The sequence below is a fragment of the Paraburkholderia sp. MM6662-R1 genome, assembly GCF_050436245.1.
Taxonomy (GTDB): Bacteria; Pseudomonadota; Gammaproteobacteria; order Burkholderiales; family Burkholderiaceae; genus Paraburkholderia; species Paraburkholderia tuberum.
Map to the genome: position 1 here is coordinate 3,313,766 of NZ_JBNDLV010000001.1, position 26,761 is coordinate 3,340,526.

Here is a 26,761-nt window from a genome sequence, read left to right on the forward strand (position 1 = left end):
GATCGTGCCACAAGTGTCGAACCCGCACAATTGGCCATCCGGCAAATAGCCGTTGTGCAAACTCGCCATTACAATGCGCCGATGAGCAAATCCAGATATGTGTCGGAAACACCCGCCACGCAGCTGCTGCGCCGTCACGGCGTCACGTTCGGCGAGCATCCTTACGACTACGTCGAGCATGGCGGCACCGCGGAATCGTCGTGCCAGCTCGGCGTCGACGAGCATCACGTCGTGAAGACGCTGGTGATGGAAGACGAGCACGCGAAGCCGTTGATCGTGCTGATGCACGGCGATCGCACCGTCAGCACCAAGAACCTCGCGCGGCAGATCGGCGCGAAGCGCGTCGAGCCGTGTAAGCCCGAGGTCGCGAACCGGCATTCGGGTTATCTGATCGGCGGCACGTCGCCGTTCGGCACGCGCAAGCAGATGCCGGTGTATGTCGAGTCGACCATTCTCGAAATGGACAAAATCTGGTTGAACGGCGGCCGGCGCGGCTTTCTCGTCAGCATCGAGCCGAAGGTGCTCACCGATCTGCTCGCGGCAAAGCCGGTGCAATGCGCGAGCGTGGACTGACGCCGATGAGCGGGTTGACGTTTGCCTGAATGTTTTTCGCGCGGACGCGTTCGGTAAAATGTGCGCCGCCCTGATTCGGGGGGGGTGCCCTGTTGCGGTTGGGGTATCGAATGTCAGACCGCGATCCTTATAAGAGTCCCAGATGCAAAACCTAATCGTCGCTGTCGTTGCCTATCTGATCGGTTCGTTGTCGTTTGCCGTGATCGTGAGCGCCGCGATGGGTCTCGACGACCCGCGCTCGTACGGCTCGGGCAACCCGGGCGCCACCAACGTGCTGCGCAGCGGCAGCAAGAAGGCCGCGATTCTGACGCTGATCGGCGACGCCTTCAAGGGCTGGCTGCCCGTATGGCTGGTCGTGCATTTCGGCGCGCGTTACGGGCTCGACGAGCGCGCGATCGCGATCGCGTCGCTTGCGGTGTTTCTCGGTCACCTGTATCCGATTTTCTTCCGCTTCAAGGGCGGCAAAGGCGTCGCGACCGCGGCGGGCGTGCTGCTCGCGATCAACCCGACGCTCGGCGTCGCGACCTTGCTAACCTGGCTGATCGTCGCGTTCTTTACGCGCTACTCGTCGCTCGCGGCGCTGTGCTCGGCGCTGTTCGCGCCGCTGTTCTACGTGTTTCTGTTCGGGCCGCGCATCGTCGCGCTCGCGGTTCTGGTGATGAGCCTGCTGCTCGTGTGGCGGCATCGCGGCAATATTGCGAAGCTGATGCGGGGGCAGGAGAGCCGTATCGGCGACAAAAAGAAGGCAGCCGGTCCGGCGGCGGGCAACGATCTTTGAAGTGGGCTGAGCGCTTCGCCCGGCCCGATGGCCCGATGCGAAGCGCTTCCGGGTCCGGCGGCAGGCTCGTTGCAAGCCAGGCGCGCCGTGCCGCTTAGTCGCGGAAGTTGTTGAAGTCGAGCGGCGTGTCGGTCACGTCCTTGCGCAGCATCGCCATCACGCTTTGCAGATCATCGCGCTTCGCACCGGTGATGCGCACCGCATCGCCCTGAATGCTCGCCTGCACCTTGATCTTGCTGTCCTTCACCAGACGCACGATTTTCTTCGACAGATCGCCCGAGACGCCCTTCTTGATCTTGATGACCTGCTTGACCTTGTCGCCGCCAATCTTCTCGATCTTGCCGTAGTCGAGGAAGCGCACGTCGACGTTGCGCTTGGCCATTTTCGACAGCAGCACGTCCTTCACCTGGCCGAGCTTGAAGTCGTCGTCGGCGTACGCGGTGATTTCGTTTTCCTTGTGTTCGACGCGCGCGTCGGACCCCTTGAAGTCGAAACGCGTCGAAATTTCCTTGTTGGACTGCTCGATCGCGTTCTTGACTTCGATCATGTTCGCTTCGCAGACGACGTCAAACGATGGCATTGCTTTCTCCCAATAGTGCGGCAGTGCGCGACACAGCCGGTCGGCTGAGCGCGAGGCACTCGCTATAATCACGGACCGGACGTCATTTTACCGACGCCGCTCTCTTTTGCCCAAGGCCGCCGCGCGGCGTCGCGACGGCGGGCGATCCCGCGTCGGGCGGCGCCGCTCGTGTCGTTAGGCGCGTCGTTGGTTGTTTTTCGTCGATTCCTGTTGCTTCCCGTCGTTGCCCTGTTGCCATTCCGATGTCCCAATCCGCTCTTGCCGCTCCCGCCGTCGCGTCCCTCATGGCCGGCTATCCGCTGAAGGTCCACAACACCTTCGGCTTCGACGTGCGCGCGCAGTTCGCGTGCCTGATCGAGCGTGAGGAACAGTTGCTCGCCGCGGTGCGCGATCCGCGCGTCGAGGGCCTGCCGCGCCTCGTGCTGGGCGGTGGTAGCAACGTCATGCTGACCGGCGACTTCGCCGGGCTCGTGCTGCTGGTGGCGCTGCGCGGGCGCCGCGTGGTGCGCGAGGATCAGGATGCGTGGTATGTCGAGGCGGCTGGCGGCGAGCCGTGGCACGAGTTCGTCGCGTGGACGTTGGCGCAGGGCATGCCCGGCCTCGAGAATCTCGCGCTGATACCTGGCACGGTCGGCGCGGCGCCAATCCAGAACATCGGCGCGTACGGGCTCGAAATGTGCGAACGCTTCGCGTCGCTGCGGGCGATCGAGCTCGTGACCGGCGAGGCCGTCGAACTCGACGGCGATGCGTGCCGGTTCGGCTATCGCGACAGCCTTTTCAAGCGGGAAGGGCGCGAGCGCTTCGTGATTGCGTCGGTGACGTTCCGTTTGCCGAAGGCGTGGCAGCCGCGCGCGGGCTACGCGGATCTCGCGCGCGAGCTGGCGGCGCGCGGTCCTGCGGCGAGCGCTGGCCAAGCCGAGGGTGCGGCCACGCAGCCGACCGCGCAAGCCATTTTCGATGCGGTCGTCGCCGTGCGGCGTGCGAAGCTGCCCGATCCGCTCGAACTGGGCAACGCGGGGAGCTTCTTCAAGAATCCGGTAATCGATGCCGCCCAGTTCGAGGCGCTGAAGCGTCGCGAGCCGGAAGTCGTGTCGTATGTGCAAGCGGATGGGCGGGTGAAGCTGGCGGCCGGCTGGCTGATCGACCGATGCGGCTGGAAGGGCCGCGCGATGGGCGCGGCGGCCGTGCATGAGCGACAGGCGCTGGTGCTGGTGAATCGCGGTGGCGCGAGCGGCACGGAAGTGTTGGCGCTGGCACGGGCGATCCAGCACGACGTGTTCGAGCGATTCGGCGTGGAACTGGAGGCGGAGCCAGTTTGCCTGTGAGCGACAGTTCTCTCTTTTCGCGCTGAGTTGCCCCGCGGAGCGTCGCCGCCGACGAATGCAAAAGGCGCCGGGAGTTTCCTCCCGGCGCCTTTTTTGTGCCCGCGGTTCCGGCGCGTGTATGGACCAGCGGCTCGCTCAGTGATTGAGCTTGCCGAGCAGCAGGTATTCCATCAACGCCTTCTGCACGTGCAGACGGTTTTCCGCCTCATCCCACACGACGCTCTGCGGTCCGTCGATCACTTCCGCGCTGACTTCTTCGCCGCGATGCGCGGGCAGGCAGTGCATGAAGAGCGCGTCGGGATTCGCGCGCGCCATCATGTCGGCGTCGACGCACCAGTCTGCGAAGGCCTTCTTGCGCGCTTCGTTCTCGGCCTCGAAGCCCATGCTGGTCCACACGTCGGTGGTGACGAGATCGGCGCCCGTGCAGGCTTCGTTCGGGTCGTCGAATTCCTCGTAGAACGACGCGCTTTGCGCCGCGACGAGCGCGCGGTCGAGCTTGTAGCCGGGCGGCGTGGACAGGCGCAGCCTGAACCCGAGAATCTGCGCGGCTTCGATCCACGTGTACAGCATGTTATTCGCGTCGCCGACCCACGCGACCGTCTTGTCGCGAATTGGACCGCGATGCTCGAAGTACGTGAAGATGTCTGCGAGCACCTGACACGGGTGGTATTCGTTCGTGAGCCCGTTGATCACCGGCACGCGCGAATTCTCGGCGAAGCGCTGGATGATGTCCTGGCCGAACGTGCGGATCATGATGATGTCGACCATGCGCGAGATGACCTGCGCGGCGTCTTCGATCGGCTCGCCGCGGCCGAGCTGCGTGTCGCGCGTGCTCATGAACACGGCGTGGCCGCCCAGCTGGAAGATGCCGGCTTCGAACGACAGGCGCGTGCGTGTCGAATTCTTTTCGAAGATCATCGCCAGCGTGCGGTCATGCAGCGGGTGATAGGTCTCGTAGTTCTTGAATTTGCGTTTCAGGATGCGCGCGCGCTCCAGCACGTACTCGTAGTCTTCCAGCGAGAAGTCCTTGAACTGCAGGTAGTGGCGAATTTTCTTGGCGGTCATGAAACAAATACGGCGGTCTCACCCGGCAGGGTTGCCGGACTGCGCCGCCGTCGGTATGGTGGAAACTCCATGCAGCATAAAGGATTTCGCCTCGTTTGACGAGTCGGCGGGAGGGCGCCGAAAGCGATTCGAAAGCGTCGTATCGCGCTTCGCGGGGTCATCGGAAGGCGCTTGTGTGCGCTGCGGAAAAGGGCCCGCTGCGCTATAATCTGCGGGTTATCCCAAAGCCCAGCAGGCCGGCGTTTCGCATGAAGAAACGCGGCTCGTGCGGCGCGGAAAGCCTGTCAAGGCATGGCCGTCATGACAGACGCCAGAGCGGTTCAGCCGGTTCGCCGCAGCGGTTCTCGTGGTGCGGTTCGTCATTGTTGCGTTAGCGCCAGATCCCACGCACGTCGCAGGTGGCTGCAAGCGCTTGCCGTACATGCCGCTTGCGGTGAGTTCGCGCGTACAACTGGCGTCGCCGGTTGGTCGTCATTCCGCTGGGCAGTCACACAGGTATTTCTACATGGCCGAAGCAGCTCCAATCGAATATTTCATTCAGGGCATTACGTCGACCGGAAAAAAATTTCGGCCGAGCGACTGGTCGGAGCGGCTCGCGGGCGTCATGTCGTCGTTCGGGCCCGGCGTGAGGAAGGGGCCGAACGCCTATATGCAGTACTCGCTGTACGTGCGGCCGACCATGATCGGCGACCTCAAATGCGTGATTCTCGATTCGCGGCTGCGCGACATCGAACCAATGGCCTTCGATTTCGTTATGAACTTCGCGAAAGACAACGACCTGCTGGTCACCGAGGCGTGTGAGCTGGAACTCGACCATGCGCCTGCGCCGCAAGCCAAACGGCAGGTCATCTGATGTAAGTCGACCGGATCGGCAAAAGCAAAAAAAACAAAAACCCGCAAGCAGCGGGTTTTTTTGTGGCTGGCAATTCAACCGAAACAAAAAAGCCCGCCAAAGCGGGCTTCTTGTGCAGCGGAAACAGGAGGTGGCCCGCCGAAGCGGGCCGACCGGAATTACTGCGCTGCGGGCGCTTGCAGACCCTTGACGGCTGCAGCGAGGCGGCTCTTGTTGCGAGCTGCCTTGTTCTTGTGAACGATGTTCTTGTCGGCGATGATGTCGATGGTCTTCGACGATGCCTTGAAGATTTCGGCGGCCTTAGCGTGATCGCCTGCATCGATTGCCTTGCGGACAGCCTTGATAGCCGTGCGGAACTTCGAGCGCAGTGCCGAGTTGTGCGAGTTTGCCTTCGCGGCCTGGCGGGCGCGCTTGCGTGCTTGTGCGGAGTTAGCCATGACGGTTCCTTATCCTGTTCCTGTTTCCAGTACCCGGCCTTCAATGATGAGGCGAGGTGCTGCTTCTCGATCCGAACCCTTGGAAGCGATTGCCCAAGGGCGCAAAAGTGTCGAAAAAATCGATCGAACTACGCGAAGGCGGGCCCGTGTTTCAAGGCATCCGGATGTATTGACAGGCGGCGCTGCGCCAACCTGAGAACCGCGTCCGAAGACCATTCGAAAACTGAGCAAGCTTCGAAACCGACGATTATAGCAACAAAATCAGGCACGTGACAACGGAAAACACGCGCTGGCGCCACAATGACCGGAGCGGCGTCATGTCGGCGCGTATGTGCTGGCCCTCCTGCGAGGGCGCCGATGGAAGGCGGGGGCGCTGCCGGGAAGACCGCAGAAAACACAAGAAATCGCGCTTTCCAGCCGATCGCGGCGAACGTCCGCGTGGCAAATCGGTCCGAATCGCGTTCTGGCTCGTCGCCCGCATTGGCGGGACCCGTATAATAAGCGCCCCATGAATCTATTACGAGCCCTGCTGACGGTCAGCGGCTTCACGCTGCTGTCGCGCGTGACCGGACTGGCCCGTGAAACGTTGATCGCCCGTGCGTTCGGCGCCAGTCAATACACCGACGCTTTCTACGTCGCCTTTCGCATTCCGAACCTGCTGCGTCGCATTTCCGCCGAAGGCGCGTTCTCGCAGGCCTTCGTGCCGATCCTCGCGGAGTTCAAGAACCAGCAAGGCCACGACGCCACCAAGGCGCTCGTCGACGCGACCTCGACCGTGCTCGCGTGGGCGCTCGCCGTGCTGTCAGTGATCGGCGTGGTCGGCGCGTCGGGCGTCGTGTTCGTCGTCGCGTCGGGCCTCGCCCACGAGGGCCACGCGTACCAGCTCGCGGTCGCGATGACGCGCATCATGTTCCCATACATCATTTTCATCTCGCTGACGTCGCTGGCGTCGGGCGTGCTGAATACGTACAAGAACTTTTCGTTGCCCGCGTTTGCGCCCGTGCTGTTGAACGTCGCGTTCATCGCCTCCGCCGTATTCCTCGCGCCGCGCCTGCAAACGCCGGTCTATGCGCTCGCCTGGGCAGTGATCGTCGGCGGCGTGCTGCAATTCGTCGTGCAGCTGCCGGGCCTCAAGAAGATCGACATGGTGCCGCTCATCGGCCTGAACCCGCTGCGCGCGCTCGCGCATCGCGGCGTAAAGCGGGTGCTCGCGAAGATGGTGCCGGCGATGTTCGCGGTGTCGGTCGCGCAGATCAGCCTGATCATCAACACCAACATCGCGTCGCACATCGGCCCCGGCGCGGTGTCGTGGATCAACTACGCCGACCGGCTGATGGAGTTTCCGACCGCGCTGCTCGGCGTCGCGCTGGGCACGATCCTGCTGCCGAGCCTGTCGAAGGCGCACGTCGATGCCGACTCGCATGAGTATTCGTCGCTGCTCGACTGGGGACTGCGCGTCACGTTCCTGCTCGCCGCGCCGAGCGCGATCGCGCTGTTCTTTTTCGCCCAGCCGCTGACAGCGGTGCTGTTCAACTACGGCAAGTTCGACGGCAATGCGGTCGTGATGGTGAGCCGCGCGCTCGCCGCCTACGGAGTCGGCCTGATCGGCCTGATCCTGATCAAGATCCTCGCGCCGGGCTTTTACGCGAAGCAGGACATCAAGACGCCAGTGAAGATCGGCATCGGCGTGCTGGTCGTCACGCAGTTGAGCAACTACGTGTTCGTGCCGGTGCTTGCGCATGCGGGTCTCACGCTGAGCGTCGGGCTCGGCGCTTGCGTCAATGCGTTGCTGCTATTCATTGGTCTGCGCAAACGTGGCATTTATATGCCGTCGAGCGGCTGGCTCAAGTTTTTCGTGCAGTTGCTCGGGGCGTGCCTCGTGCTCGCCGGCGTGATGCGCTGGCTCGCGATCAGCTTCGACTGGATCGGCATGCATACCCAGCCGGTCAGCCGCATGGTGTTGCTCGGTGCGTGTCTCGTGCTGTTCGCCGCGCTGTATTTCGGTATGCTTTGGCTGATGGGCTTCAAGTACGCGTATTTCAGAAGGCGAGTGAAGTGATCACCATGTCGCGGGTTCTCGATTATTTCAGTACGCTCGTCGCCGAAGACGAGAGCCTGCCGCTGACCGAGACGGCGCTCTCGATCGCGCAGGATGCCTATCCCGACCTCGATCTGCAGTCGGTGCTCGCCGAGATCGACGAGCTGGTGCTGCGGCTGCGGCGCCGCATGCCCGACGATGCCGACATCCGTCAGAAGGTTGGCATCCTCAACCGTTTCTTTTTCCGCGAACTCGGTTTCGCGAGCAACCTGAACGATTACTACGACCCCGACAACAGCCATCTGAACGTCGTACTCAAACGTCGCCGCGGCATTCCGATTTCGCTCGCGGTGCTCTATCTGGAGATGGCCGAGCAATTCGGCGTTCCGGTGCGAGGGGTGTCGTTTCCAGGCCACTTCCTGCTGCGCGTGACGATGCCCGACGGCGACGTGATGCTCGATCCGACCACCGGTCATTCGCTGTCCGAAGCGCAGATGGTCGAGATGCTCGAGCCGTACGTCGCGTCGGCTGGCGATTCGGTCGGGCGCGCGCTACGCATGCTGCTGCAACCGGCCACGCATCGCGAGATCGTCGCGCGGATGTTGCGCAACCTGAAGGCGATCTATCTGCAGACCGAGCGTTGGCAACGTCTGCTCGCGGTGCAGCAACGGCTCGTCATTCTGCTGCCGGACAATATCGAGGAAGTGCGGGATCGCGGTTTCGCGTATGCGCGGCTCGATTATCTGCGGCCCGCGCTCGAGGACCTCGAAAGCTATCTCGGCGATCGCCCCGATGCGGAAGATGCCACCGTGGTCGAGTCGCAGTTGCATGAATTGCGGCAGCGCACGCGGCATGATGACGGCGAATAGCGACGCGCGTTTTCACGCTGCATAAAACACAAACGCCTGCACATGTCGCACATGCACAGGCGTTTTTTTATCGCCGTATGCAGGCCTTGGCCTAGCATCGGCGACCAGATCGATCGCTAAGCGATCCTCACTTCGGCTGCATGCGGATCGCGCCGTCCAGCCGGATCACCTCGCCGTTCAGCATCGGATTGTCGAAGATCTGCTTGGCGAGCATCGCGTATTCGGCCGGTTTGCCGAGGCGCGGCGGGAACGGCACCATCGCACCGAGCGCGTCCTGCACTTCCTGCGGCATGCCGAGCAGCATCGGCGTTTCGAAGAGGCCGGGGGCGATCGTCATCACGCGGATCGCGTTGCGCGACAGGTCTCGCGCGATCGGCAGCGTCATACCGACCACGCCAGCCTTCGAGGCGGAGTAGGCCGCCTGGCCGATCTGGCCGTCGAACGCGGCGACCGATGCGGTGTTGATGATCACGCCGCGCTCGCCGTTGGGGTTCGGCTCGTTCTTCGACATTTGCACCGCGGCGAGCCGGATCATGTTGAACGTGCCGATCAGATTGATCGAGATCGTGCGCGTGAACAGATCGAGCGAATGGGGGCCATCCTTGCCGACGGTCTTCGCGGCCGGCGCGACGCCCGCGCAGTTGACGAGACCGCGCAGCGTACCGAGCTTCGTCGCGGCTTCGACGGCCTGTTGCGCGTCCTCTTCCCGGCTCACGTCGCATTTGACGAAAGCGCCGCCGAGTTCCTTTGCGAGCGCCTCGCCCGCGTCCAGATTCAGGTCGGCGAGGACGACTTTGCCGCCGTTCTCGACGAGCAGGCGCGCGGTGGCAGCGCCGAGCCCTGATGCGCCGCCGGTGATCAGGAACACGTTGTCACGAATTTCCATGTCTTCTCCTTTGCTACGGTTGTTCAGTGCGGTCTCGAGCGAAGCATTTTTCGACGACGATCGATTGTAGCGGCTGTGCTGCGCTGCGGAAAGCGAAGCGGGCGGCGGCATGCAAGCGCTATGGAAACCTAACTGGTTCCGCTGGGCGTTCCCCACCGCTTGCCGCTTTTGGTTTGCGCACCGAGCCAAATAAAAAACCCGCCCAACGTGGGCGGGTTTTGGTCAAACGAAAACAGCGGTAATGTTTGGACCAAGCCGGCTTACTTCAGCGCGTCGAACGCGCGGGCGCGAATTTCATCGACGCTGCCAAGGCCCGAAATGCGGCGATATTGGGGCGCCTTCACCGAGCTCGACGTATCGCCGTTCTTCGCCCAGCCGTTGTAGTACTCGATCAGCGGCTTGGTTTGCGATTCGTACACTTCCAGACGCTTCTTGACCGTTTCTTCCTTGTCGTCGTCGCGCTGGATCAGCGGCTCGCCGGTCACGTCGTCGATGCCCTCGACCTTCGGCGGATTGAACGTCACGTGATAGGTGCGGCCCGACGCGGGGTGCGAGCGACGGCCGCTCATGCGCACGATGATCTCGTCGAACGGCACGTCGATTTCGAGCACGTAGTCGATCGCGACACCGGCCTGCTTCATTGCTTCGGCTTGCGGAATCGTGCGCGGGAAGCCGTCGAACAGATAGCCGTTCGCGCAGTCCGGCTGCTGCAGACGTTCCTTCACGAGGTTGATGATCAGCTCATCCGTGACGAGCTCGCCGGCGTCCATGAAGCGCTTTGCTTCGAGGCCGAGCGGCGTGCCAGCCTTGACGGCCGCGCGCAGCATGTCGCCGGTCGAAATTTGCGGGATGCCGAACTTTTCCTTGATGAAGTTGGCCTGAGTGCCTTTGCCGGCACCCGGTGCACCCAACAGGATCAAACGCATGGATATCTCCAGATCTATGTGAATTCTTTGTTGACGCGGCATGCTTCCCGGCGATTCTCGCAGGTTGCGCATCGGCTACCGTTGGCTACCTCGCGCTGCACGTCGAATACGACGGCGCTGCAAGATCCGCACGGCGCGACCGGGATAACCCGAGTGTCGCCTGCGCTGGGAGGCGCGCATAACCGTTCGATTATGCCACGGCTTCCCGCGCTCAAGACCCGAATAAGGCCCGTACGCGCGCGAGATCGGCGGGGGTATCGACCCCCGCCAACGGTACGTCTTGCGTGACGAGGACCGCGATGCGCTCGCCATGCCACATCGCGCGCAGTTGTTCGAGCGCTTCGACCTGCTCGATCGGCGAGATCGCGAGGCTCGGGTACGTGCGCAGAAATTTCGCGCGATACGCGTACAGGCCGATGTGCCGGTATACGACGGCGGGCGCGGCCGGCGTCGGCATCGACGCGACGTTGGGCCAGTGCGGTTGCCATGCGTCGCGCGCCCACGGGATCGGCGCGCGCGAGAAATACAGCGCGACGCCGCGCGCATCGGGCACGACCTTGACGACGTTCGGATTGAAAATTTCGGCGGGATCGGTGATCGGATGCGCGGCCGTCGCGATCGCGCAGTCGCTCGTCGTTGCCAGATGCGCGGCGACGCCGCGCACGAGCGCCGGGTCGATCAGCGGCTCGTCGCCCTGCACGTTGACGACGATCGTGTCGTCGCTCCAGCCGAAACGCGTCGCCACTTCCGCGAGACGGTCGGTGCCCGACGGATGGTCGGCGCGCGTGAGTACCGCGTCGAAGCCGTGGTCTCGCGCCGCGTCGAGCACTTCCAGCGCGTCCGACGCGACCAGCACCTGTTGCGCGCCCGATTCGCGCGCGCGCTCCGCGACGCGCACGACCATCGGTTTGCCGCCGATGTCCGCGAGCGGCTTGTTGGGCAGACGCGTCGACGCGAGGCGGGCCGGCACGACGGCGATAAACGGATGAGGGGTGGTGTGGATCATCGGATCAGGAACGGTCGGCGATCAGGCCGGAGGAAGAGGCTGCGCGCGCGACGCTCACGCAGAGTCGGACATGAGCCGGAGCGGCGAAAACGGCTGCGGATCGATTTTGGAGCGCATGCGGGGAGGGGGCGGTGGCATCGATGAAGCCTGCCTTGACCCGCGCGCGAGCGAGACGACGCGACGCCTCGCGCTGCAGTGGCGCTGCGGGTCAGGCGACCGAGCCGGGATTCAGATCGACCGGCGTGCCTTCGACGGTCTGCCTCGCTTCGTCGACGAGCATCACGGGAATGCCGTCGCGGATCGGATAGGCGAGCTTGTCCGCGTTGCAGATCAGTTCCTGCGCGGCGCGGTCGTAGCTGAGCGGGCCCTTGCAGATCGGGCAGACGAGGATTTCAAGCAGGCGAGCGTCCACGGACTTTCTCCACAACTAATGCAGTGAGGCGGTGATCAAGCGCGGCTTCGACCGGGACTACCCAGATGCGCGCGTCGTGCCAGGCCCCCAATTTTACCGCATCCTTTTCCGTAATCAGGATCGCGTCGGCGTCGACGTCGGTGAACGGATTGCGCTCGAACGCGTAGTGGTCGGGCAGCGCGCGCGTCGTGGGCGCGAGGCCGGCCGCGCGCACTGTCGCGAAAAAGCGTTCCGGCGCGCCGATGCCGGCCGCGGCCAGCACGCGTTGACCGGCGAATTGCGCAAGCGGGCGGCGCAGTGCGGGATTGTCGAGATGCCACGCGTCGGCAGGGGCGAGCTGCAGTGCGAACGTGTTCGGCCACGCGGGCAGCATGCGCGCATACGGATCGTTGATCAGCGTCGCGTCGCGGCGGCGCGACAGCGGCTCGCGCAGCGGCCCGGCCGGTAGCAGGAAACCGTTGCCGCCGAGCCGGTGATCGAACACGACGAGTTCGACATCGCGCGCGAGGCGATAGTGCTGCAAGCCGTCGTCGGTGACGATCACGTCGACATCGCGATGCGCGGCGCACAACGCCTGCGCGGCGGCGACGCGGTCCGGACAGACCCACACGGGTGCGCCGGTGCGGCGCGCGATCAGCAACGGCTCGTCTCCGCCGACCCGTGCCGACGAACCGGGCGTGACCCGGGTCGGCGTGCTCACGCGCGCGCCGTAGCCGCGCGACACGATGCCGGGCGTTAAGCCCGCGGCGCGCAACGCTTCGACGAGCGCGATGACGGTCGGCGTCTTGCCGGTGCCCCCGACCGTCACGTTGCCGACCACCACCACCGGCACGCCGACGCGCACCGATTTCAGCCAGCCGAGCGAAAACGCGGCGCGGCGCGCGGCCGCGACTGCGCCGAACACGCAGGCGAGCGGCGTCAGCGCCCAGGCGAGCGGTCCACGTTGCTGCCATTCGCGCGAGAGGCGCGCTCCGAGACGGTCGCTGAGTTCGCTCATGGGCGGGTTGCGAGCACGGACTGCGCGCCGTGCGCACTACGCGGGGTCAACATCAACGCGGTTCTCCGGGCAATCGAATGCGAATACGGGTCAAAAAATGAGGTGCGAGCGGCGCGGCGAAAGGGCCCGCGGCCAGTGGCCTCGGGCCGGGCAAGCTCTCCGCCGCGCTGCGCGATCGACATGCCGTCGAACCCGGCACTGTAGCGCGCGGGCGTCCCGCCCGGCAAGTCGCGTAAGGTCCAACGCACGCCGCTCCACGCTATGTGCGGTTGCGCACAGTCTGTGGATAACTTTGTGGAGAACCTGCCGTCCGATCGTCCCGAAGGGCCATTCCGTGCGCTTTGGATCGTAGTACTCGCTCGCTATCGAGATGCAAACGCCATATAAATCAAGGCTCTGCCAGGAATTTATTGACGTTGGCGGGCGTTCTGGCGGAATTCGTCAGGCGGTTCCCGCCATGTGGACACTTTTAACAATCCTGCGATTCCGGCTGGACGCGGCTCTTCACTCGGTCTATCGTCTGTCCGGCCAGCGCTATTTATTCCTTGCATGAACCCCGAAAATCCTTTTGCTTCTGCGGCCACACCTGGCGGTGAGGTCGTCGTTCCCGTCTCCGCGCTCAATCGCGCGATCGGCACGATGCTCGAACGCTCGTTTCCACTTGTTTGGGTCGCGGGTGAAGTGTCGAACTTCACGCGCGCCGCGAGCGGCCATTGGTACTTCTCGATCAAGGACGCGCAGGCGCAGATGCGCTGCGTGATGTTCCGCGGTCGAGCTCAGTACGCCGAATTCATGCCGCGCGAAGGCGATCGCATCGAAGTGCGCGCCCTCGTCACGATGTACGAGCCGCGCGGCGAACTGCAGCTTAATGTCGAAGCGGTGCGCCGCACCGGCCAGGGGCGTTTGTACGAAGCGTTTCTGCGGTTGAAGGCGCAACTCGAGGCCGAGGGGCTGTTCGCCGCCGAGCGCAAGCGCGCGCTGCCGACGCATCCGCGCGCGATCGGTATCGTCACGTCGTTGCAGGCTGCCGCATTGCGCGATGTGCTGACGACGCTGTCGCGTCGCGCGCCGCATATTCCGGTGATCGTTTATCCGGCGCCGGTGCAGGGCGCGGGCGTCAGCGCGAAGCTCGCGGCGATGGTCGAGGCGGCTGGCGCGCGCCGCGAGGTCGACGTGCTGATCGTGTGTCGCGGCGGCGGCTCGATCGAAGATCTGTGGGCGTTCAACGAAGAAGTGCTCGCGCGCGCGATTGCGGAAAGCGTCATACCCGTGGTGAGCGGCGTCGGTCACGAGACCGATTTCACGATTGCCGATTTCGCCGCCGACGTACGTGCACCGACGCCGACCGCTGCCGCCGAACTCGTCAGTCCACAGCGCGTCATGCTGCTGCGCGAACTTGATCATCGGCACGCGACGCTCGCGCGCGCGTTCGGCCGCATGATGGAGCGGCGCGCGCAGCAGCTCGACTGGCTGGCGCGCCGGCTCGTGTCGCCCGCCGAGCGGCTCGCGCGGCAGCGCACGCATCTGCAGCAGTTGCGCGTTCGGCTCGCGTCGGCGGGCGCCCGGCCGGTGCGCGACGCTCGTGCGCGATTTTCGCTGCTGCAGATGCGCTGGCAACGCTGGCGTCCGGATCTCGCGGCCGAGCGCACGCGCGTCAACGTGTTGGCGCAGCGTCTGAATGCGGCGCTATCGCGCCGGCATGAACGACAGGTCGCGCGCATCGACATGCTCAGCGCGCGACTCGAAGTGCTGAGTCCACAGCGCACGCTCGAACGCGGTTATGCGGCCGTGCTCGATGCGCAAAGCGGTCGGGCGATTCGCACGCCGTCGTCGCTGAAACCTGGACGTCGTCTGACGATGCATCTCGCCGAAGGCTCGGCCGATGTCGCGCTCGCCGACGTGCAGGCGCGTCTGACCGACGGTTTCTGACGTTTCACCGGTGGGCGCGTGATGCCCTGTTTACTGTCTTCCGACGAGCCGGGCACGCGCCATGCGCGCCCTTCTCATGGGCCTTGCGCACGGCGTGTTCGACATGCCGGACACAAAGGCCGTTGGTTTGCGGGGTTATTCCAACTCGCCTACAATCGAGTGCTCGATAGCGTCATCCGCAGACTCCCCACAACAGATACAGAGAAGGAAAGCACCATGGAACATACGCTCCCGCCGCTGCCGTTTGCGAAAAACGCGCTCGCTCCGCACATGTCGGAAGAGACGCTCGAGTTTCACTATGGCAAGCATCACCAGACCTATGTGACCAACCTGAACAATCTGATCAAGGGCACCGAGTTCGAGAACCTGTCGCTGGAAGAGATCGTCAAGAAGTCGTCGGGCGGTATCTTCAACAATTCGGCTCAGGTGTGGAATCACACGTTCTTCTGGAACAGCCTGTCGCCGCAAGGTGGCGGCGCACCGACCGGCGCGCTGGCTGACGCCATCAACGCGAAGTGGGGTTCGTTCGACAAGTTCAAGGAAGAGTTTGCGAAGACCGCGGTCGGCACGTTCGGCTCGGGCTGGGCATGGCTCGTGAAGAAGGCTGATGGTTCGCTCGACCTCGTGTCGACGAGCAACGCCGCCACGCCGCTCACCACCGACGCGAAGGCTCTGCTGACGATCGACGTGTGGGAGCACGCTTACTACATCGACTATCGCAATGCGCGTCCGAAGTTCGTCGAGGCGTACTGGAACATCGTCAACTGGGACTTCGCAGCGAAAAACTTCGCTTGAGATTGCCGGTTGCGGCTCGCCGTCTGATGTCGTGATCCTTGCGGTCGCGTTTGAAGATGGTAGCCAGAGACGAAAGCCCTCCATCGCGAGGGCTTTTTCTTTCTGGAGGCGATTGGAAGGGGAGGAATTGATATTGCTTACCACCGAGGGATGCCCTTCTTACGCGCTTCTGAAAGAAGTTTGTCACAGTTGGTAACTGCGGTTTGGCGGGGCGCGGCGCTAAGTGAAATTGCCCTGCGGCTAATCGTCGGGGCCAGAATTCGTGGACATCTGTCGATGCCGATGAGCCCGGTCCCCGCCCGTCGACTTCGCCGAACTGGCGAGGGCGGGCGCTGGCGGCGGATGGTTCATATACCGGAAGTTCTGCGCGGTCGCGGCGCTCGGGAAGGTCGTCGCGCCCGGTTGCTGGAGTACGACGTTCGGCGCGGCCGGCGTCGTGTCAATCGATTGCCAGCTCATCTACAAGCATGACTTGATATAACGTACCAATCGCCGCAGCGACTCGCAGCAAGGTCGAGGCCAGCCAGCCGGGCAAAAAACTTTCTGTAACTGAGCCGTAACCACGGAATTTCGCGACTAGCCTAACGTTTGAATTCCAATCCTCCGAAGTGCACCGCCATGATTCCCAGCAATAAAACGATCAGCCTGGCGATTCCCGCCGCCGTCATCGCGCTCGCGTTAGGCGGTTGCGCAGTGGCGCCACCGAGCGGCCCGAGCATAGCCGCGATGCCGCGCAGCGGCGAGCCGCTCAGCCAGTTCCAGCAGAACGACTACGCGTGCCGCGACTACGCGAATCAATCAACGAATCCGTCCGGCGCTGCGCAGGCGGCCACCACGAACAGCGTGAACAGCGCGGCGCTCGGCACGCTCGGCGGCGCGGCGATCGGCGCGCTGTTCGGCGCCGCGGCGGGCAACGCCGGCGCGGGCGCGGCGATCGGCGCCGGCAGCGGTCTGCTGATCGGGGGCGCGAACGGCGCGAATGGCGCCCAGTATTCGGCGGCCGGCATGCAGGCGCGCTACGACACCGCCTACGCCCAGTGCATGACCTCGAAGGGTGAGACGATCGTTCAGCCGCAGCCTTACTATTCGACGCAGCCGGTGTACGTCGCGCCCCGTCCTTATTACGCGCCGCCTCCGCCCGTCATGTATGCGCCTTATCCGGCTTACTGAGCGGCGATAGCTGAGGCCGGCCGGCTTGCTTGTCTTGCATTGTCGGCCGGTACTGCATTTCAAGTCCGAAGGACGGTTGGGCGGTAGCTTTTAGCGACGATCGTCGAATCCGTGCCGCTCCTTATTCCGCGCTGTCGGTCGATGCCGCTTTGCGCGGGCGACGGCTCCGGGACGCCGTTTTACGGGCTGCCTTCCTCGCGGCCTCAGACCCTTCTTCCGAGTTGATTGCTGGAGCAGGGGGCGCGGCCGGCGCTGCGATCTCAGGTACTTCCTCGATCGTGCCTGGCGTGCTTTTCTTCACTTTCTTCGCGGCCGTTTTGCGCGATGCGCGCTTTTTGGCGCTTTGACGCTGCGCGGGTTGGTCGCTGTCGGTGGAATGGTCGGTTCCTTGGCCGAATACGACTTGTTCAGCGGCTGTATCCGCTTGCGCTGTTACAGCGCGAGCTTTGGACTCTTCAGCTATCGGTTCAGTGACGAACTCATGTGGGAGCGGCGCGTGTTCACGCGGTTCCTGCCGCTCGACCTCTTCGGCGGGTTCCGCGTGTTCGGTGAGAGCCGCAGCGGTAGCCGCATGCTCTTCATCAGCCGTTTCGTGGTGACCGCGCTTGCCGTGCGCGGCCTCCTGCTGACCCCGCCCCAGCTTGCGGTTGTTGCGCTCCTTGCGCCGCGACTTGTGCTTGCCGCCCGACTCGGACGCGGCCGCTTGCGCCGCCTGCGCTTCATACGAATGTTCGGCCGCCTGTTCGGCCGATACCGCTTCAGCCGACCCCGTTTCGGCAGACTCCGCCGCGGTTTCGCCGATGGTTTCACTTGCCGCTTCACTCGCAACGTTCACGGCTGTACTTCGATAGACGTACGCGCCTGACTTTTCATCGCGGCCGAATTCGAGCAGCCCGCGCGCCTGCGCTTCTTCCAGCAGATTGCCGAAAGCGCGAAACCCGTAATACGTCTCGTTGAAATCCGGTTTGCGCCGTTTGATCGCGTTCTTCAGCACGGACGCCCAGATCTTGCCGCTGTCGCCACGTTCGGAAGCGAGCGCGTCGAATGTCTTCACCGCAATTTCAACGGCCTTGCTGCGGCGCTTCTCCAGATCTTCCTTGGGCGGAGCCTTCTCTTCATCAGGCGCACGTTTGGCTGCCTGCTGGGTGTTCTGCTGCTGACGCGACGATTCGGGCCTTGCGACTGCGCGCTGACTTTCGCGTACAAGATCGTCGTAAAAGAAGAACTCGTCGCAATTCGCAATCAGCAGATCCGAGGTGGACTGTTGCACACCGACGCCGATCACCTGTTTGGCGTTCTCGCGCAGCTTCGACACGAGCGGCGAGAAATCCGAATCACCACTGATGATGACGAACGTATTGACGTGCGATTTCGTGTAACAAAGATCGAGCGCATCGACGACGAGCCGGATGTCGGCGGAATTCTTGCCCGATTGGCGCACGTGCGGAATTTCGATCAACTCGAAATTGGCCTCGTGCATCGCGCCTTTGAAGCTCTTGTAACGGTCCCAGTCGCAATACGCTTTCTTGACGACGATGCTGCCCTTCAGCAGCAGGCGCTCGAGCACCAGCTTGATGTCGAACTTGTCGTACTTCGCGTCGCGCACGCCAAGCGCGACATTCTCGAAGTCGCAGAACAGCGCCATGCTGACGTTTTCGTTGGATGACGCCATGTGTATCTCCATTGAAGCGGTCGTCGAAGTCGACGAATCGCGACATGATAGCGATTCCAGCGAAGGTGAGCAGCTTTTGTGGTGCGCTCGCACCGATCGGTAGGTGCGAATTTGCAGCCTGCGGTCCAACCGGTGGTCCAGCGGGCGGCTCGATGTCAGTTCCGTTACAGGGTGTCGCGACGGCCTGCGTTGTTCCATGTCGCGCGAGCTTCCAGCACGTCATCGATCAATCCGTATTCCCTCGCTTCGAGCGCCGACATGAAGTTGTCGCGGTCGGTGTCGCGCGCGATTTCTTCGATGCTGCGTCCGGTGCGCTCGGCCATCATCGCATTGAGACGCGCTCGTACATACAGCACCTCCTTGGCCTGGATTTCAATGTCCGCCGCGGTGCCCTGACCGCCGCCCGACGGCTGGTGAATCATGATGCGCGCATTGGGTAGCGCATACCGTTTGCCGCATTGACCCGCGGTGAGCAGAAAGGTGCCCATGCTCGCGGCAAAACCCGTGCACAAGGTCGAGACCTCCGGCTTGATGAACTGCAGGGTGTCGTAAATCGCGAGGCCGTCGTACACGGAGCCGCCGGGCGAGTTGATGTAAAAAGAAATATCCTTGTCGGGGTTCTCCGATTCGAGAAACAGCAATTGCGCGACGATCAGACTGGCTGACTGCTCGTTCACGGGCCCGACAAGAAAGACGATGCGCTCGCGCAGCAGGCGGGAGTAGATGTCATAGGCACGTTCGCCCCGGCCGGATTGTTCGATCACCGTGGGCACAAGGCCGAGGCCGGAGACAGACGGGTAACTGGAAGGCATGGATTCCTCGTTCAGATGGATGGCGCGGGCATTCCGGGATGCGCAGGCCGCCGCGGATCAGAAGCCGCGTGACATGCGCCGGTTGTTGCTCATTTGACGAAGCAGCCGCTGGCGTTGTGACAGGTTGTGACAGCGAATTTTTTTGCGCCGCGCTGTCACATCACCGGTTGCCCATGCGTCAAGCTCAGGAATACCGAGCATGACGCGCGCCTGAGCCATGCCGCCGGTATGCAGCCGCTTCTTCACCACGCACCATCGGGAGGTCTACGCATGACGGAACAGGGAATCGACAAGGCATCCAGTTTCGAGGCCGCGCGCGCCCGTCTGCTGGCACTCGCATATCGGATGCTCGGCAGTCGCGCGGAGGCCGAAGACGTGGTGCAGGATGTCTGGCTCAAATGGCACCTGGCCGATACGCAGGCGGTGCAAACGCCGGTCGCGTGGCTCACCACGCTCACCACGCGCACGGCGATCGACCGTCTGCGGCATGCACAGCGCGAGCGTGCGTCACAGGCTAGTGGCTGGTTGCCGGAGCCGTGGCTCGACGAGGTCGCACCATCGGCGGAGGAGTTGGCGTTGCGAGCGGCAGATATGTCGTACGGCGTGATGCTGCTTCTCGAACATCTGAAACCAGACGAACGTGCGGCGCTCGTCCTGCATGAAGCGTTCGAGTGCGGTTATGCGGAAATCGCCTCGATTCTCGAGCGCACACCGGCCGCTTGCCGGCAAATGGTTCATCGCGCCAAGGAGCGTCTGAGACGTGCGGGGGCGCCGTTGGAGCGGCCCGATCCGGCGGTGCATGGGCGAATCGTCGAGCGTTTGCGCGCGGCGCTCGAAGCGCAGGACCGGGCGGGCCTGCTAGAGCTTTTCAGCGATGCGCCGCAACTGATCAGCGACGTGCCTTTGTACGCTCCGCCGCCTCCGTTCCCCACAGCCAACCCGGCCCTTCGAGCACAAGGGCCAAGGCCTGAAACCGAAGCGCAACGCGACCGCGAACCGGGTTCAGGTCCGAAGTGGATGGCTGTAGTCACATCGCTCGCGCAACAGGCGAGCCATGCGGAGGTGGTGTCGATGGCGGGTGCGGTGTGCATCGCACTGTTCTGCGACGGCGAGATCGTCGGGTTAATCGACGTGGTGACGGATGGCAAAACGGACCTTTCGGCGAAAATCGTCTCGCTGCGCATCCTGACCAGCGCCGCGCATCTGCAGGCGGCCAACCGGATGCTGGGCCGTGATGCGGTCATGGAACTGCTTGCCCGCATCAAGGACCATCCGGGGGCGTCAGTTACGGTGAGCCGCGACTTCCCAGTTGATGTCGACGCATAGCACCTGCGTACCATGCGACGTGTGCGCGGCAATCGAGGCGGTCACGCACAGATGCGCTTCGTTGATCGACAGATACGGCGGCGTCAGATTAACCCGCCCCGGTTGACGCATCGCCTGAATGAAGTACGGGCGGCGCTCCCAACTCGCGCCTTCGGAATGCAGCAGCGGGCTGAAGCGCTTTGCGCGTTGCGATGTGCGCCCCGGCGGCAGCACGTTGTCGCCGATCTGCCGCCCCGAACCGTCCAAAACAAAGCAGCGCGCCGTTTCTCCGAGCGCGAGCAGAGGTGCGGTCGCCTGCATGATCGATTCCCCGGCAACCAGCTGCGCGGCGGCTGCCTCGAGCGCCGTGACATACGGCGCGAGCCGCGCGGATTGCGCTTTCTCTCGAGCGGCAACGCGTTCGCGCAGCGAAGCGGAGAGCGAATCCATCAGGCCAGCGGCAACTTGCGGCTTGACGGGTTCGACGCTCGGACCCGCGAAAAATGCGCCCTGGACGAAGTCGACATTGCATTCGAGCGCGATCAGCGCATCACGTTCGGTGCTCAGACCGCCCATCAGCACCAGTTGCCCAGACTCGTGCAACAGAGAGACGAGGCCCGGCAACACGCGCTCGATATGCGAGTGTTCACTCGCTTGCGCGAGGATGCAGCGGTCGAGCGTGACGATGTCCGGCCGCAGATTCCACACCCGGTCGATGTTCGAATGCTTGGCGCCAAAGCCGTCGAGCGCGATCAGGAAACCGGACTTGCGCAGCGAATCGACGATTTCGGCGAAGCGCGTGGTTTCGCCGCCAGCCTGTTCGGATACTTCGAGTACCACGCGCTGCGGCGGCAGGCCGAGCGCCTTCAGGCTGGCAAGCAGCGCGTCGCCGTAGCTGGTGTCCATCAGTGCGGCCGGATGCAGGCTGAGGAAGAGCCATTCGTCGTGGCTGTCGAATGCGTTGAAGTTGCCGAGGTGCAGCGATTCGGCCAGCCGTCCGAGTTCCAGCAGATCGCCGCGTCGCGCGGCCTGCGTAAAGACTTCGTGCGAGGGCACTTGCCGCTCATGCTCGTCGTGCACGCGCAGCGACGCGTGATACCCGATCGCGCGCCGGTGCGATACCGAAAAGACCGGCTGAAACACGCTGAAAACGGTGTAGCCGCCATAGAGAACGGTACGCCGGGAGCCTTCGTCGCCGGCCATCGGGCGTGGTGGCTGGAAGCCGGGAGGATCGAGTTCGATCATGCTCATCGTGTCAGTCGTGTGGAAATGGCGGGGCTTGCTGGGCCAGGCAGGAGTTCGCGCGCGCAGACCAAGAGTTTACAGGATAGACGAGCAAGAACTATGCGCGTGTTCGAACAAAGCTCGAGCGTCCACCAGCAATGCTCCGAGGAAATCGTTGTGCGCCCGCCGCGGTACGAAGGCGATAACGCGCACTTCGCTGGTGCGGGACGCGCCCTGTTGCGGGTCGGCGACGCTGTGCAAGCGTGCTGCGTGCTGCGTGCTGCGTGCGGCGCGCGGCGCGCGCGGAGCGATGCCCGGAAATCCGTTCGCGAGTGCACGAGGATGCGTCGTCCTGGCTACTGCGGCTTTCAAGTACGCTCCGAAGGATCGGTCTTTTTCGCGGGCGTGCGAATCTCCGGCGACAACTGCGCAAAGATCCATGACGAGCATGCGGTGATGATGCCGACACACAGGAACGTCGCATGAAACGCGGGCAGCGAATTGGCGCCAGTCGCGCGTTGCATGATGCCGGTAAAGGTTGTCAGCAACGCACCGGCCACCGTCACGCCGAGACTCATCGAAAGCATCTGCACGAGCGAAAACAGGCTATTGCCGCTGCTGGCGCCGCCGGTGCCGAGGTCCTTCAACGTCAACGTGTTCATCGCGGTGAACTGCATCGAGTTCACGCCGCCGAAGATCGCCAGTTGCACGAGCCGCAGCCACAGCGGCTGATGCGTGCTCGTGAGCGCGAAACTCGCCATCATCAGGCCGACCAGAATCGTGTTCGCCATCAGCACGCGCCGGTAGCTGTACTTCAGAATCAGCTTCGTCACGAGGCGCTTCGTCGCCATGCCCGCGGCCGCCACGGGCAGCATCATCAGCCCGGCTTCGAATGCGCTATAGCCGAGGCTCACCTGCAACAGCAGAGGAATCAGGTAGGGCATCGAGCCGCTGCCGATCCGCGCGAACAGATTACCGAGCAGCCCAACGCTAAACGTGTGGATCTTGAACAGATCGAGCGGGAAGATCGGCGCGGGCACGCGCACCGCGTGCAGCCCATACGCAACGAAGCACGCCATGCTCAGAATCAGCAGCACCAGCACCGTCGCATGTTGAATGCCGAACTCGGTGCGGCCGTCGAGCGCGAACGAAATCGCCACCATGCCCACCACCAGCAACAGGTAGCCGCCAAGGTCGAATTTGCTCGTGTGTTCGTTGCGGCTATCCGGCATGAAGATAAACCTAAAAACGGCGATCACCCCGAGGCAACAAGCAGATCATGAGTAATCCGAGGCAATTTCGAAGGGACGATCTGTGCGCAGATGTAGCGCAGCAGCGCGCGCCAGCGATCGAGTTTCGGTGATTGCTCCGCGAGCTGTCTGACATGCTGCAGTGCCTTGCGGATATTGCCCACCAGCGCACGGATGGTCTGCGTCATCGCATGCAACGGCGTGAGATAGAGCCGGGTGCCGCCAGCGTGGCTGGCGCTCGTACCGACGGCGGCCAGCAGCAGCGGCCGGCTCGTCACCGCTTCGAGCCGACCTTGCGGATGAGCGGCGCGGCAGTACCACGACCACCAGTTGTAGACCAGCGCGCCGATCCGGGCCGTCGTCTGGCAGCGCGTGATGTCCTGCGTCGTGAAGCCGCCCAGGCCCCACTGGTTCTTCAGTTCGTCGAAGCCGTTCTCGCAATCGCCGCGGTCGCGGTACAACTGCGCGATCGAGTCCAGCGGATACGGTGCGTTGGTGACGAGGATCGTGTACTCCCACATCTGATGGGCGTCGAGCACCGCCACGTCGGCGATCGGCAGCCGAAGCTGTTGCTGATCCTTGCGCGGCGCGTTCACCACGTCGTCACGAATCCGGCGGCGCACGACGACCACGCGGCGTGTGCGCGACCAGCCGTCCAGCCGCAGTTCGCTTTCGATCGCCTGGCATCCCTGGGCATCCGCCTGCCCCCAGCTGCTGCGCCCCGCCAGCCGGGTAATCAGACGCTTCGCATTCCTGGTCTGGCGCAAACGAAGCAGGTAGGGCTGCGCCCGTTGCTCCAGCACGGCCAGAACACCTTCGTTTCCATAGCCGCAGTCGCCTCGTACCAGCACCGGGCGACACCCATCCAGTTCGTCGAGCAGTCGACCGAGCCCCTCCCTGGCGTGCAGCGACGCATGCTGGTTGCCCGGGCTCACCTGCACGTCCAGCACCAGCCGCAGGGTGCTGACCCAGAAGGTGTGCAGCACGTGGCTCGGACGCCCCGGCTTGTGCGGGTTGTAGCCCAGTTCCGCGCCTTCCTGACGTCCGTACAGCGGCTTGATGCTCGCGTCGATGTCCATGATCCACGGCGTCGCGAGCGCCTCGCGTACGCTGTTCATCAGCGCCGGGCGCATCCACGCCTCGCTGGCCACCGCATCGATCTGCAACAGCGAGCGTCGCACGGTGTCCTCGCTGACGGTGCGCTTCATACCCAGCGCCTGCGCCGCTACCGCGTCACCGCGCAGTGCCGTCACGTGAGCATAGCGGCGGTGGCCAGCAAGGACCGCGAGCACCAGCGTGCCCAGCACGTCACGTTTGTCCGACGTATTGCCGCCGCGATGCACGAGCGGACAAGCATCGACCCACGCATCGAACACGCCGGCGGTCGCGAGAAACTCGGCAAAGAACACCAGCTGGCCGTTTGGCGTCGCGTGCGCGGCCTCGTCCCAATGCACGTGCATGCGCCCGCCCATCGTGTCGACAATCATCGGTTCGGCGTCCGGTGCCGCCGCAATATCCCGGTCTGTCTTTTCACCCATCGGGTGAGTTTGCCAGACTTCCGAAGACCGTTGCCCGCATTGCCTTGGCGCCTGATTTCAAACCTTCAACTGCCGTTTCTAGGATAAACGTCGCGATGCAGCCCACGATGCCCACCGGCACGTTGATCAGAAAGATCCAGTGCCACGACGCGATCTTGACGAGCCAGCCACCGAGCGTCGGTCCGATCAACGGTCCGATCAGCCCCGGAATCGCCACGAACGACAACGCCGGCAGATAGCGCTCAGCCGGAAAGGTTCGCAGCACCGCGAGCCGCCCAACGGGCAGAAGCATCGCGCCGCCCACGCCTTGCAGAACGCGAAACAGCACCAGTTGGTTCAGCGTATGCGCGTTCGCGCACAGCAACGAGCCCACCGCGAACACGAGGATCGCACTGAAGAACACGCGCCGCGTGCCGAGTCTGTCGGCGAGCCAGCCGGACACGGGGATCATCACCGCCATCGTCAGCGAGTAGCCGATCACCACCGATTGCATGCGCAGCGGCAGTTCGCCGAGGCTTGTCGCCATCGCGGGCAGCGCGGTGTTGACGATCGTCGAATCGAGCGTCTGCATGAAGAAGCCGGTGGCGACCAGCCACAGCATCACGGTCAGCGAGCGGGGCGAAGGACCCGAGGGGATATCGGGAGCGAGGGCGGGCGGAGGCGTCGTCGTGGACATATGAGGTGGCTAGGCGCGCTCGGTCGGGTTGGGACTCGCTATTCTAGGGAAAAGCGGGTCCCGGCGCAGCGGGCGGCGCAGCGTTGCGCGGGTGTCGGTGCTGCGTCACGGCCGCGCTCCGCGCCGTGTTCACGCATCAGGCGGCAACTGCGCCGCCGCATGAAAAAACGCCTGCGCACGTGGCTCGTTGCCAAACGCCACATGAATTCTGATCCACGGGCTCACCTCCCGGTTCGGCCTGAAGTGTTGTCCAGGCAGCACCGTCACTCCGAGGGGCACGCCGCATTCAACGAGCCGCTCGGCGTCCGCGACATGCGGCACGCGTGCCCACACGAACTTGCCGCCCGCTGGTTCTTCGAAGATCTCCCAGCCGGCATCTTCGAGTGTCTGGACGGTCGAGCCGAGCGCGCCGCGCATCTGGCGGCGCAGTCGCTCCAGATATTTGCGATATGCGCCGCGCTCCAGCATCGACACCGCCACCGCTTCGGCAAAGCGCGAACAGCCGATGCTCGTCAGCATCTTGATGTCGACCAGGTCCTTGATGATCGCGTGACTCGCAACCACGCAGCCGACCCGTAGCGAAGACGACAGCGTTTTCGACAATCCGCCGATGTAGATCACTTGTTCGAGTTGGTCGAGGGTGGCCAGGCGGTCGGTGAGCTCGGTCTGAAAATCCGCGTAGATATCGTCCTCGATGATCTGGAAGCCATGCTCTCGCGCCATTTGCAGCAAACGGAATGCGACCTGCGGTGCGACCGTGGTGCCGGTCGGATTGTGGAACACGGTGTTGATGAGCAGCAATCTGGGCCGGTGCAGCTTCAGTTGCGCCTGCATCGCGTCGAGGTCGGGACCATTGCCGGTGCGTGGAATGCCGATCAGCTTCATGCCGTGCAGGCGCAACAGGCCGTACAGGTTGTAGTAACCGGGGTCCTCGACAAAGATCGTGTCGCCTGGCTTGAGCATGTAGCGCACCAGCAGATCGAACGCCTGGCTCGCGCCATTGGTGATCAGAATCTGCGATGCGTCTGCCTGGATGCCCAACTGGCCAATGCGGCCGCGCAACTGTTCGCGCAAGACCGGGTTGCCGAGCGGCGTCGCGTACTCGACCATGCTAGCCGGATCGGTTCGCGACACGTGGCGGATCGCCTGCGCAATGCCATCGATGTCGCGCCAGCTTTCGGGGATGAAACCGGTGCTGAGCTTCAGCGTCTCGCCCGGAAAGTTGAATTGCTCGAGCAGATGGTCCGACTCGACATCGGCGCGGCGCGGGTCCGAAGTGCCCTGGCAGCGCATGTCGGTCGGTTGGCGATCGGCGACGTAAAAGCCGGAGCCGTGGCGCGAGTCGACATAGCCGAGCGACACCAACCGGTCGTATGCCTCGATCACCGGAAAGCGGCTTACGCCGAAGTCGGCGGCGAACTGGCGGATCGACGGCAGCTTTGAGCCAGGATGCGCATTGCGCGAGCTGATCCACGCCGAGACGCCCGCGACGATCTGCTCGGTCAGCGGCACGCCGTTGTCCCGATCGAGCTGGATTTCGAGTTTCATACGCTTGCCTTCTGTCGCCGGCCTGCGAACGCGAAAGTTTTAAACCTGCGCCGCGCGAGCGATGCCAACTGTTCGGTTTTTTGACTGAACAGTTCTG

25 protein-coding genes and 1 pseudogene are annotated in these 26,761 nt (G+C 63.7%); 10 read left to right on the forward strand and 16 right to left on the reverse strand.

The features are described 5' to 3' along the window. Window positions 1-81 precede the first annotated feature (81 nt). Window positions 82-573, forward strand: a complete 492-nt coding sequence (gene ybaK / locus OKW39_RS15675; protein WP_429562982.1) for a Cys-tRNA(Pro) deacylase — start codon at window positions 82-84, stop codon at window positions 571-573. A 142-nt stretch (window positions 574-715) separates the two neighbouring features. After that, a complete protein-coding gene (gene plsY / locus OKW39_RS15680; RefSeq protein WP_184023064.1) occupies window positions 716-1,351 on the forward strand; it encodes a glycerol-3-phosphate 1-O-acyltransferase PlsY in 636 nt (211 codons plus the stop codon). Window positions 1,352-1,445: 94 nt separating this feature from the next. Here plsY and OKW39_RS15685 read toward each other — a convergent pair whose 3' ends face one another. Continuing rightward, window positions 1,446-1,931, reverse strand: a complete 486-nt coding sequence (locus OKW39_RS15685) for a YajQ family cyclic di-GMP-binding protein (RefSeq protein ID WP_090801627.1) — start codon at window positions 1,929-1,931, stop codon at window positions 1,446-1,448. A gap of 242 nt (window positions 1,932-2,173) precedes the next feature. Here OKW39_RS15685 and murB point away from each other — a divergent pair, with 242 nt between their 5' ends. After that, window positions 2,174-3,256: a UDP-N-acetylmuramate dehydrogenase gene (gene murB / locus OKW39_RS15690; RefSeq protein WP_429562983.1), complete on the forward strand. Its 1,083-nt coding sequence runs from the start codon at window positions 2,174-2,176 to the stop codon at window positions 3,254-3,256. A 135-nt stretch (window positions 3,257-3,391) separates the two neighbouring features. On the opposite strand, the gene argF is transcribed toward murB, so the two are convergent. Beyond that, window positions 3,392-4,321, reverse strand: coding sequence for an ornithine carbamoyltransferase (gene argF, locus OKW39_RS15695; protein WP_090801624.1), 930 nt, complete (start codon window positions 4,319-4,321; stop codon window positions 3,392-3,394). 505 nt (window positions 4,322-4,826) lie between these two features. Between argF and OKW39_RS15700 the strand changes: the two genes are divergently transcribed. Next, window positions 4,827-5,174 (forward strand): DUF3579 domain-containing protein, encoded by a 348-nt coding sequence (locus OKW39_RS15700; protein ID WP_090801622.1) that lies wholly within the window; start codon window positions 4,827-4,829, stop codon window positions 5,172-5,174. A 158-nt stretch (window positions 5,175-5,332) separates the two neighbouring features. On the opposite strand, the gene rpsT is transcribed toward OKW39_RS15700, so the two are convergent. After that, window positions 5,333-5,611: a 30S ribosomal protein S20 gene (gene rpsT, locus OKW39_RS15705; protein ID WP_027198671.1), complete on the reverse strand. Its 279-nt coding sequence runs from the start codon at window positions 5,609-5,611 to the stop codon at window positions 5,333-5,335. Window positions 5,612-6,119: 508 nt separating this feature from the next. Here rpsT and murJ point away from each other — a divergent pair. Continuing rightward, complete coding sequence (gene murJ, locus OKW39_RS15710; RefSeq protein ID WP_090801620.1) at window positions 6,120-7,670, forward strand: murein biosynthesis integral membrane protein MurJ; 1,551 nt, start codon at window positions 6,120-6,122, stop codon at window positions 7,668-7,670. Window positions 7,671-7,675: 5 nt separating this feature from the next. After that, the gene (locus OKW39_RS15715; protein ID WP_090805444.1) at window positions 7,676-8,518 is read left to right on the forward strand and encodes a SirB1 family protein; all 843 of its coding nucleotides are present in this window, start codon (window positions 7,676-7,678) and stop codon (window positions 8,516-8,518) included. 127 nt (window positions 8,519-8,645) lie between these two features. Here OKW39_RS15715 and OKW39_RS15720 read toward each other — a convergent pair whose 3' ends face one another. From OKW39_RS15720 to lpxK, 5 genes are all read right to left on the reverse strand, one after another. Next, window positions 8,646-9,404, reverse strand: coding sequence for a 3-hydroxyacyl-CoA dehydrogenase (locus OKW39_RS15720; RefSeq protein WP_429363095.1), 759 nt, complete (start codon window positions 9,402-9,404; stop codon window positions 8,646-8,648). A 260-nt stretch (window positions 9,405-9,664) separates the two neighbouring features. After that, the gene (gene adk, locus OKW39_RS15725; RefSeq protein WP_090801619.1) at window positions 9,665-10,330 is read right to left on the reverse strand and encodes an adenylate kinase; all 666 of its coding nucleotides are present in this window, start codon (window positions 10,328-10,330) and stop codon (window positions 9,665-9,667) included. A 211-nt stretch (window positions 10,331-10,541) separates the two neighbouring features. Next, on the reverse strand, window positions 10,542-11,336 hold the full coding sequence (kdsB, locus tag OKW39_RS15730) for a 3-deoxy-manno-octulosonate cytidylyltransferase (RefSeq protein WP_429562984.1): 795 nt from the start codon (window positions 11,334-11,336) through the stop codon (window positions 10,542-10,544). A 208-nt stretch (window positions 11,337-11,544) separates the two neighbouring features. Then, window positions 11,545-11,748: a Trm112 family protein gene (locus OKW39_RS15735; protein WP_007180583.1), complete on the reverse strand. Its 204-nt coding sequence runs from the start codon at window positions 11,746-11,748 to the stop codon at window positions 11,545-11,547. Continuing rightward, on the reverse strand, window positions 11,729-12,745 hold the full coding sequence (gene lpxK, locus OKW39_RS15740) for a tetraacyldisaccharide 4'-kinase (protein WP_429562985.1): 1,017 nt from the start codon (window positions 12,743-12,745) through the stop codon (window positions 11,729-11,731). Before lpxK ends, OKW39_RS15735 begins: the two co-directional genes overlap by 20 nt. Before the next feature lie 549 nt (window positions 12,746-13,294). Between lpxK and xseA the strand changes: the two genes are divergently transcribed. The 3 genes from xseA (at window position 13,295) to OKW39_RS15755 (ending at window position 16,639) form a co-directional block, all read left to right on the forward strand. Then, window positions 13,295-14,674: an exodeoxyribonuclease VII large subunit gene (gene xseA / locus OKW39_RS15745; RefSeq protein ID WP_429562986.1), complete on the forward strand. Its 1,380-nt coding sequence runs from the start codon at window positions 13,295-13,297 to the stop codon at window positions 14,672-14,674. A gap of 216 nt (window positions 14,675-14,890) precedes the next feature. After that, window positions 14,891-15,469, forward strand: a complete 579-nt coding sequence (gene sodB / locus OKW39_RS15750; RefSeq protein WP_013090345.1) for a superoxide dismutase [Fe] — start codon at window positions 14,891-14,893, stop codon at window positions 15,467-15,469. A gap of 618 nt (window positions 15,470-16,087) precedes the next feature. Further along, on the forward strand, window positions 16,088-16,639 hold the full coding sequence (locus tag OKW39_RS15755; RefSeq protein WP_090801611.1) for a glycine zipper family protein: 552 nt from the start codon (window positions 16,088-16,090) through the stop codon (window positions 16,637-16,639). Between the two features lie 121 nt (window positions 16,640-16,760). On the opposite strand, the gene OKW39_RS15760 is transcribed toward OKW39_RS15755, so the two are convergent. The 3 genes from OKW39_RS15760 to OKW39_RS15770 all read right to left on the reverse strand — a co-directional run bounded on the left by OKW39_RS15760 (window position 16,761) and on the right by OKW39_RS15770 (window position 19,369). Further along, on the reverse strand, window positions 16,761-18,311 hold the full coding sequence (locus tag OKW39_RS15760) for an NYN domain-containing protein (RefSeq protein WP_429562987.1): 1,551 nt from the start codon (window positions 18,309-18,311) through the stop codon (window positions 16,761-16,763). A 164-nt stretch (window positions 18,312-18,475) separates the two neighbouring features. Next, window positions 18,476-19,123, reverse strand: a complete 648-nt coding sequence (gene clpP / locus OKW39_RS15765) for an ATP-dependent Clp endopeptidase proteolytic subunit ClpP (RefSeq protein WP_429335231.1) — start codon at window positions 19,121-19,123, stop codon at window positions 18,476-18,478. 57 nt (window positions 19,124-19,180) lie between these two features. Continuing rightward, a complete protein-coding gene (locus OKW39_RS15770) occupies window positions 19,181-19,369 on the reverse strand; it encodes a hypothetical protein (RefSeq protein WP_184058213.1) in 189 nt (62 codons plus the stop codon). 24 nt (window positions 19,370-19,393) lie between these two features. Here OKW39_RS15770 and OKW39_RS15775 point away from each other — a divergent pair, with 24 nt between their 5' ends. Next, the gene (locus OKW39_RS15775) at window positions 19,394-20,449 is read left to right on the forward strand and encodes a sigma-70 family RNA polymerase sigma factor (RefSeq protein WP_429562988.1); all 1,056 of its coding nucleotides are present in this window, start codon (window positions 19,394-19,396) and stop codon (window positions 20,447-20,449) included. On the opposite strand, the gene OKW39_RS15780 is transcribed toward OKW39_RS15775, so the two are convergent. The 5 genes and pseudogenes from OKW39_RS15780 to OKW39_RS15800 form a co-directional block, all read right to left on the reverse strand. Further along, window positions 20,405-21,679 (reverse strand): EAL domain-containing protein, encoded by a 1,275-nt coding sequence (locus tag OKW39_RS15780; protein ID WP_187614144.1) that lies wholly within the window; start codon window positions 21,677-21,679, stop codon window positions 20,405-20,407. The two genes, OKW39_RS15775 and OKW39_RS15780, sit on opposite strands and share 45 nt — an antisense overlap. A 341-nt stretch (window positions 21,680-22,020) precedes the next feature. Then, a pseudogene (locus OKW39_RS15785) lies at window positions 22,021-22,917 on the reverse strand (MFS transporter); the annotation flags it as partial. Beyond that, window positions 22,908-24,440 (reverse strand): transposase, encoded by a 1,533-nt coding sequence (locus OKW39_RS15790; RefSeq protein ID WP_429562411.1) that lies wholly within the window; start codon window positions 24,438-24,440, stop codon window positions 22,908-22,910. The pseudogene OKW39_RS15785 and the gene OKW39_RS15790, both read right to left, overlap by 10 nt. Continuing rightward, window positions 24,433-25,116, reverse strand: a complete 684-nt coding sequence (locus OKW39_RS15795) for an MFS transporter (protein ID WP_429562989.1) — start codon at window positions 25,114-25,116, stop codon at window positions 24,433-24,435. Before OKW39_RS15795 ends, OKW39_RS15790 begins: the two co-directional genes overlap by 8 nt. Window positions 25,117-25,245: 129 nt before the next feature. Continuing rightward, entirely contained in the window at window positions 25,246-26,664 is a 1,419-nt protein-coding gene (locus OKW39_RS15800; RefSeq protein WP_429562990.1) for a PLP-dependent aminotransferase family protein, read from the reverse strand. Between the last annotated feature and the right edge of the window lie 97 nt (window positions 26,665-26,761).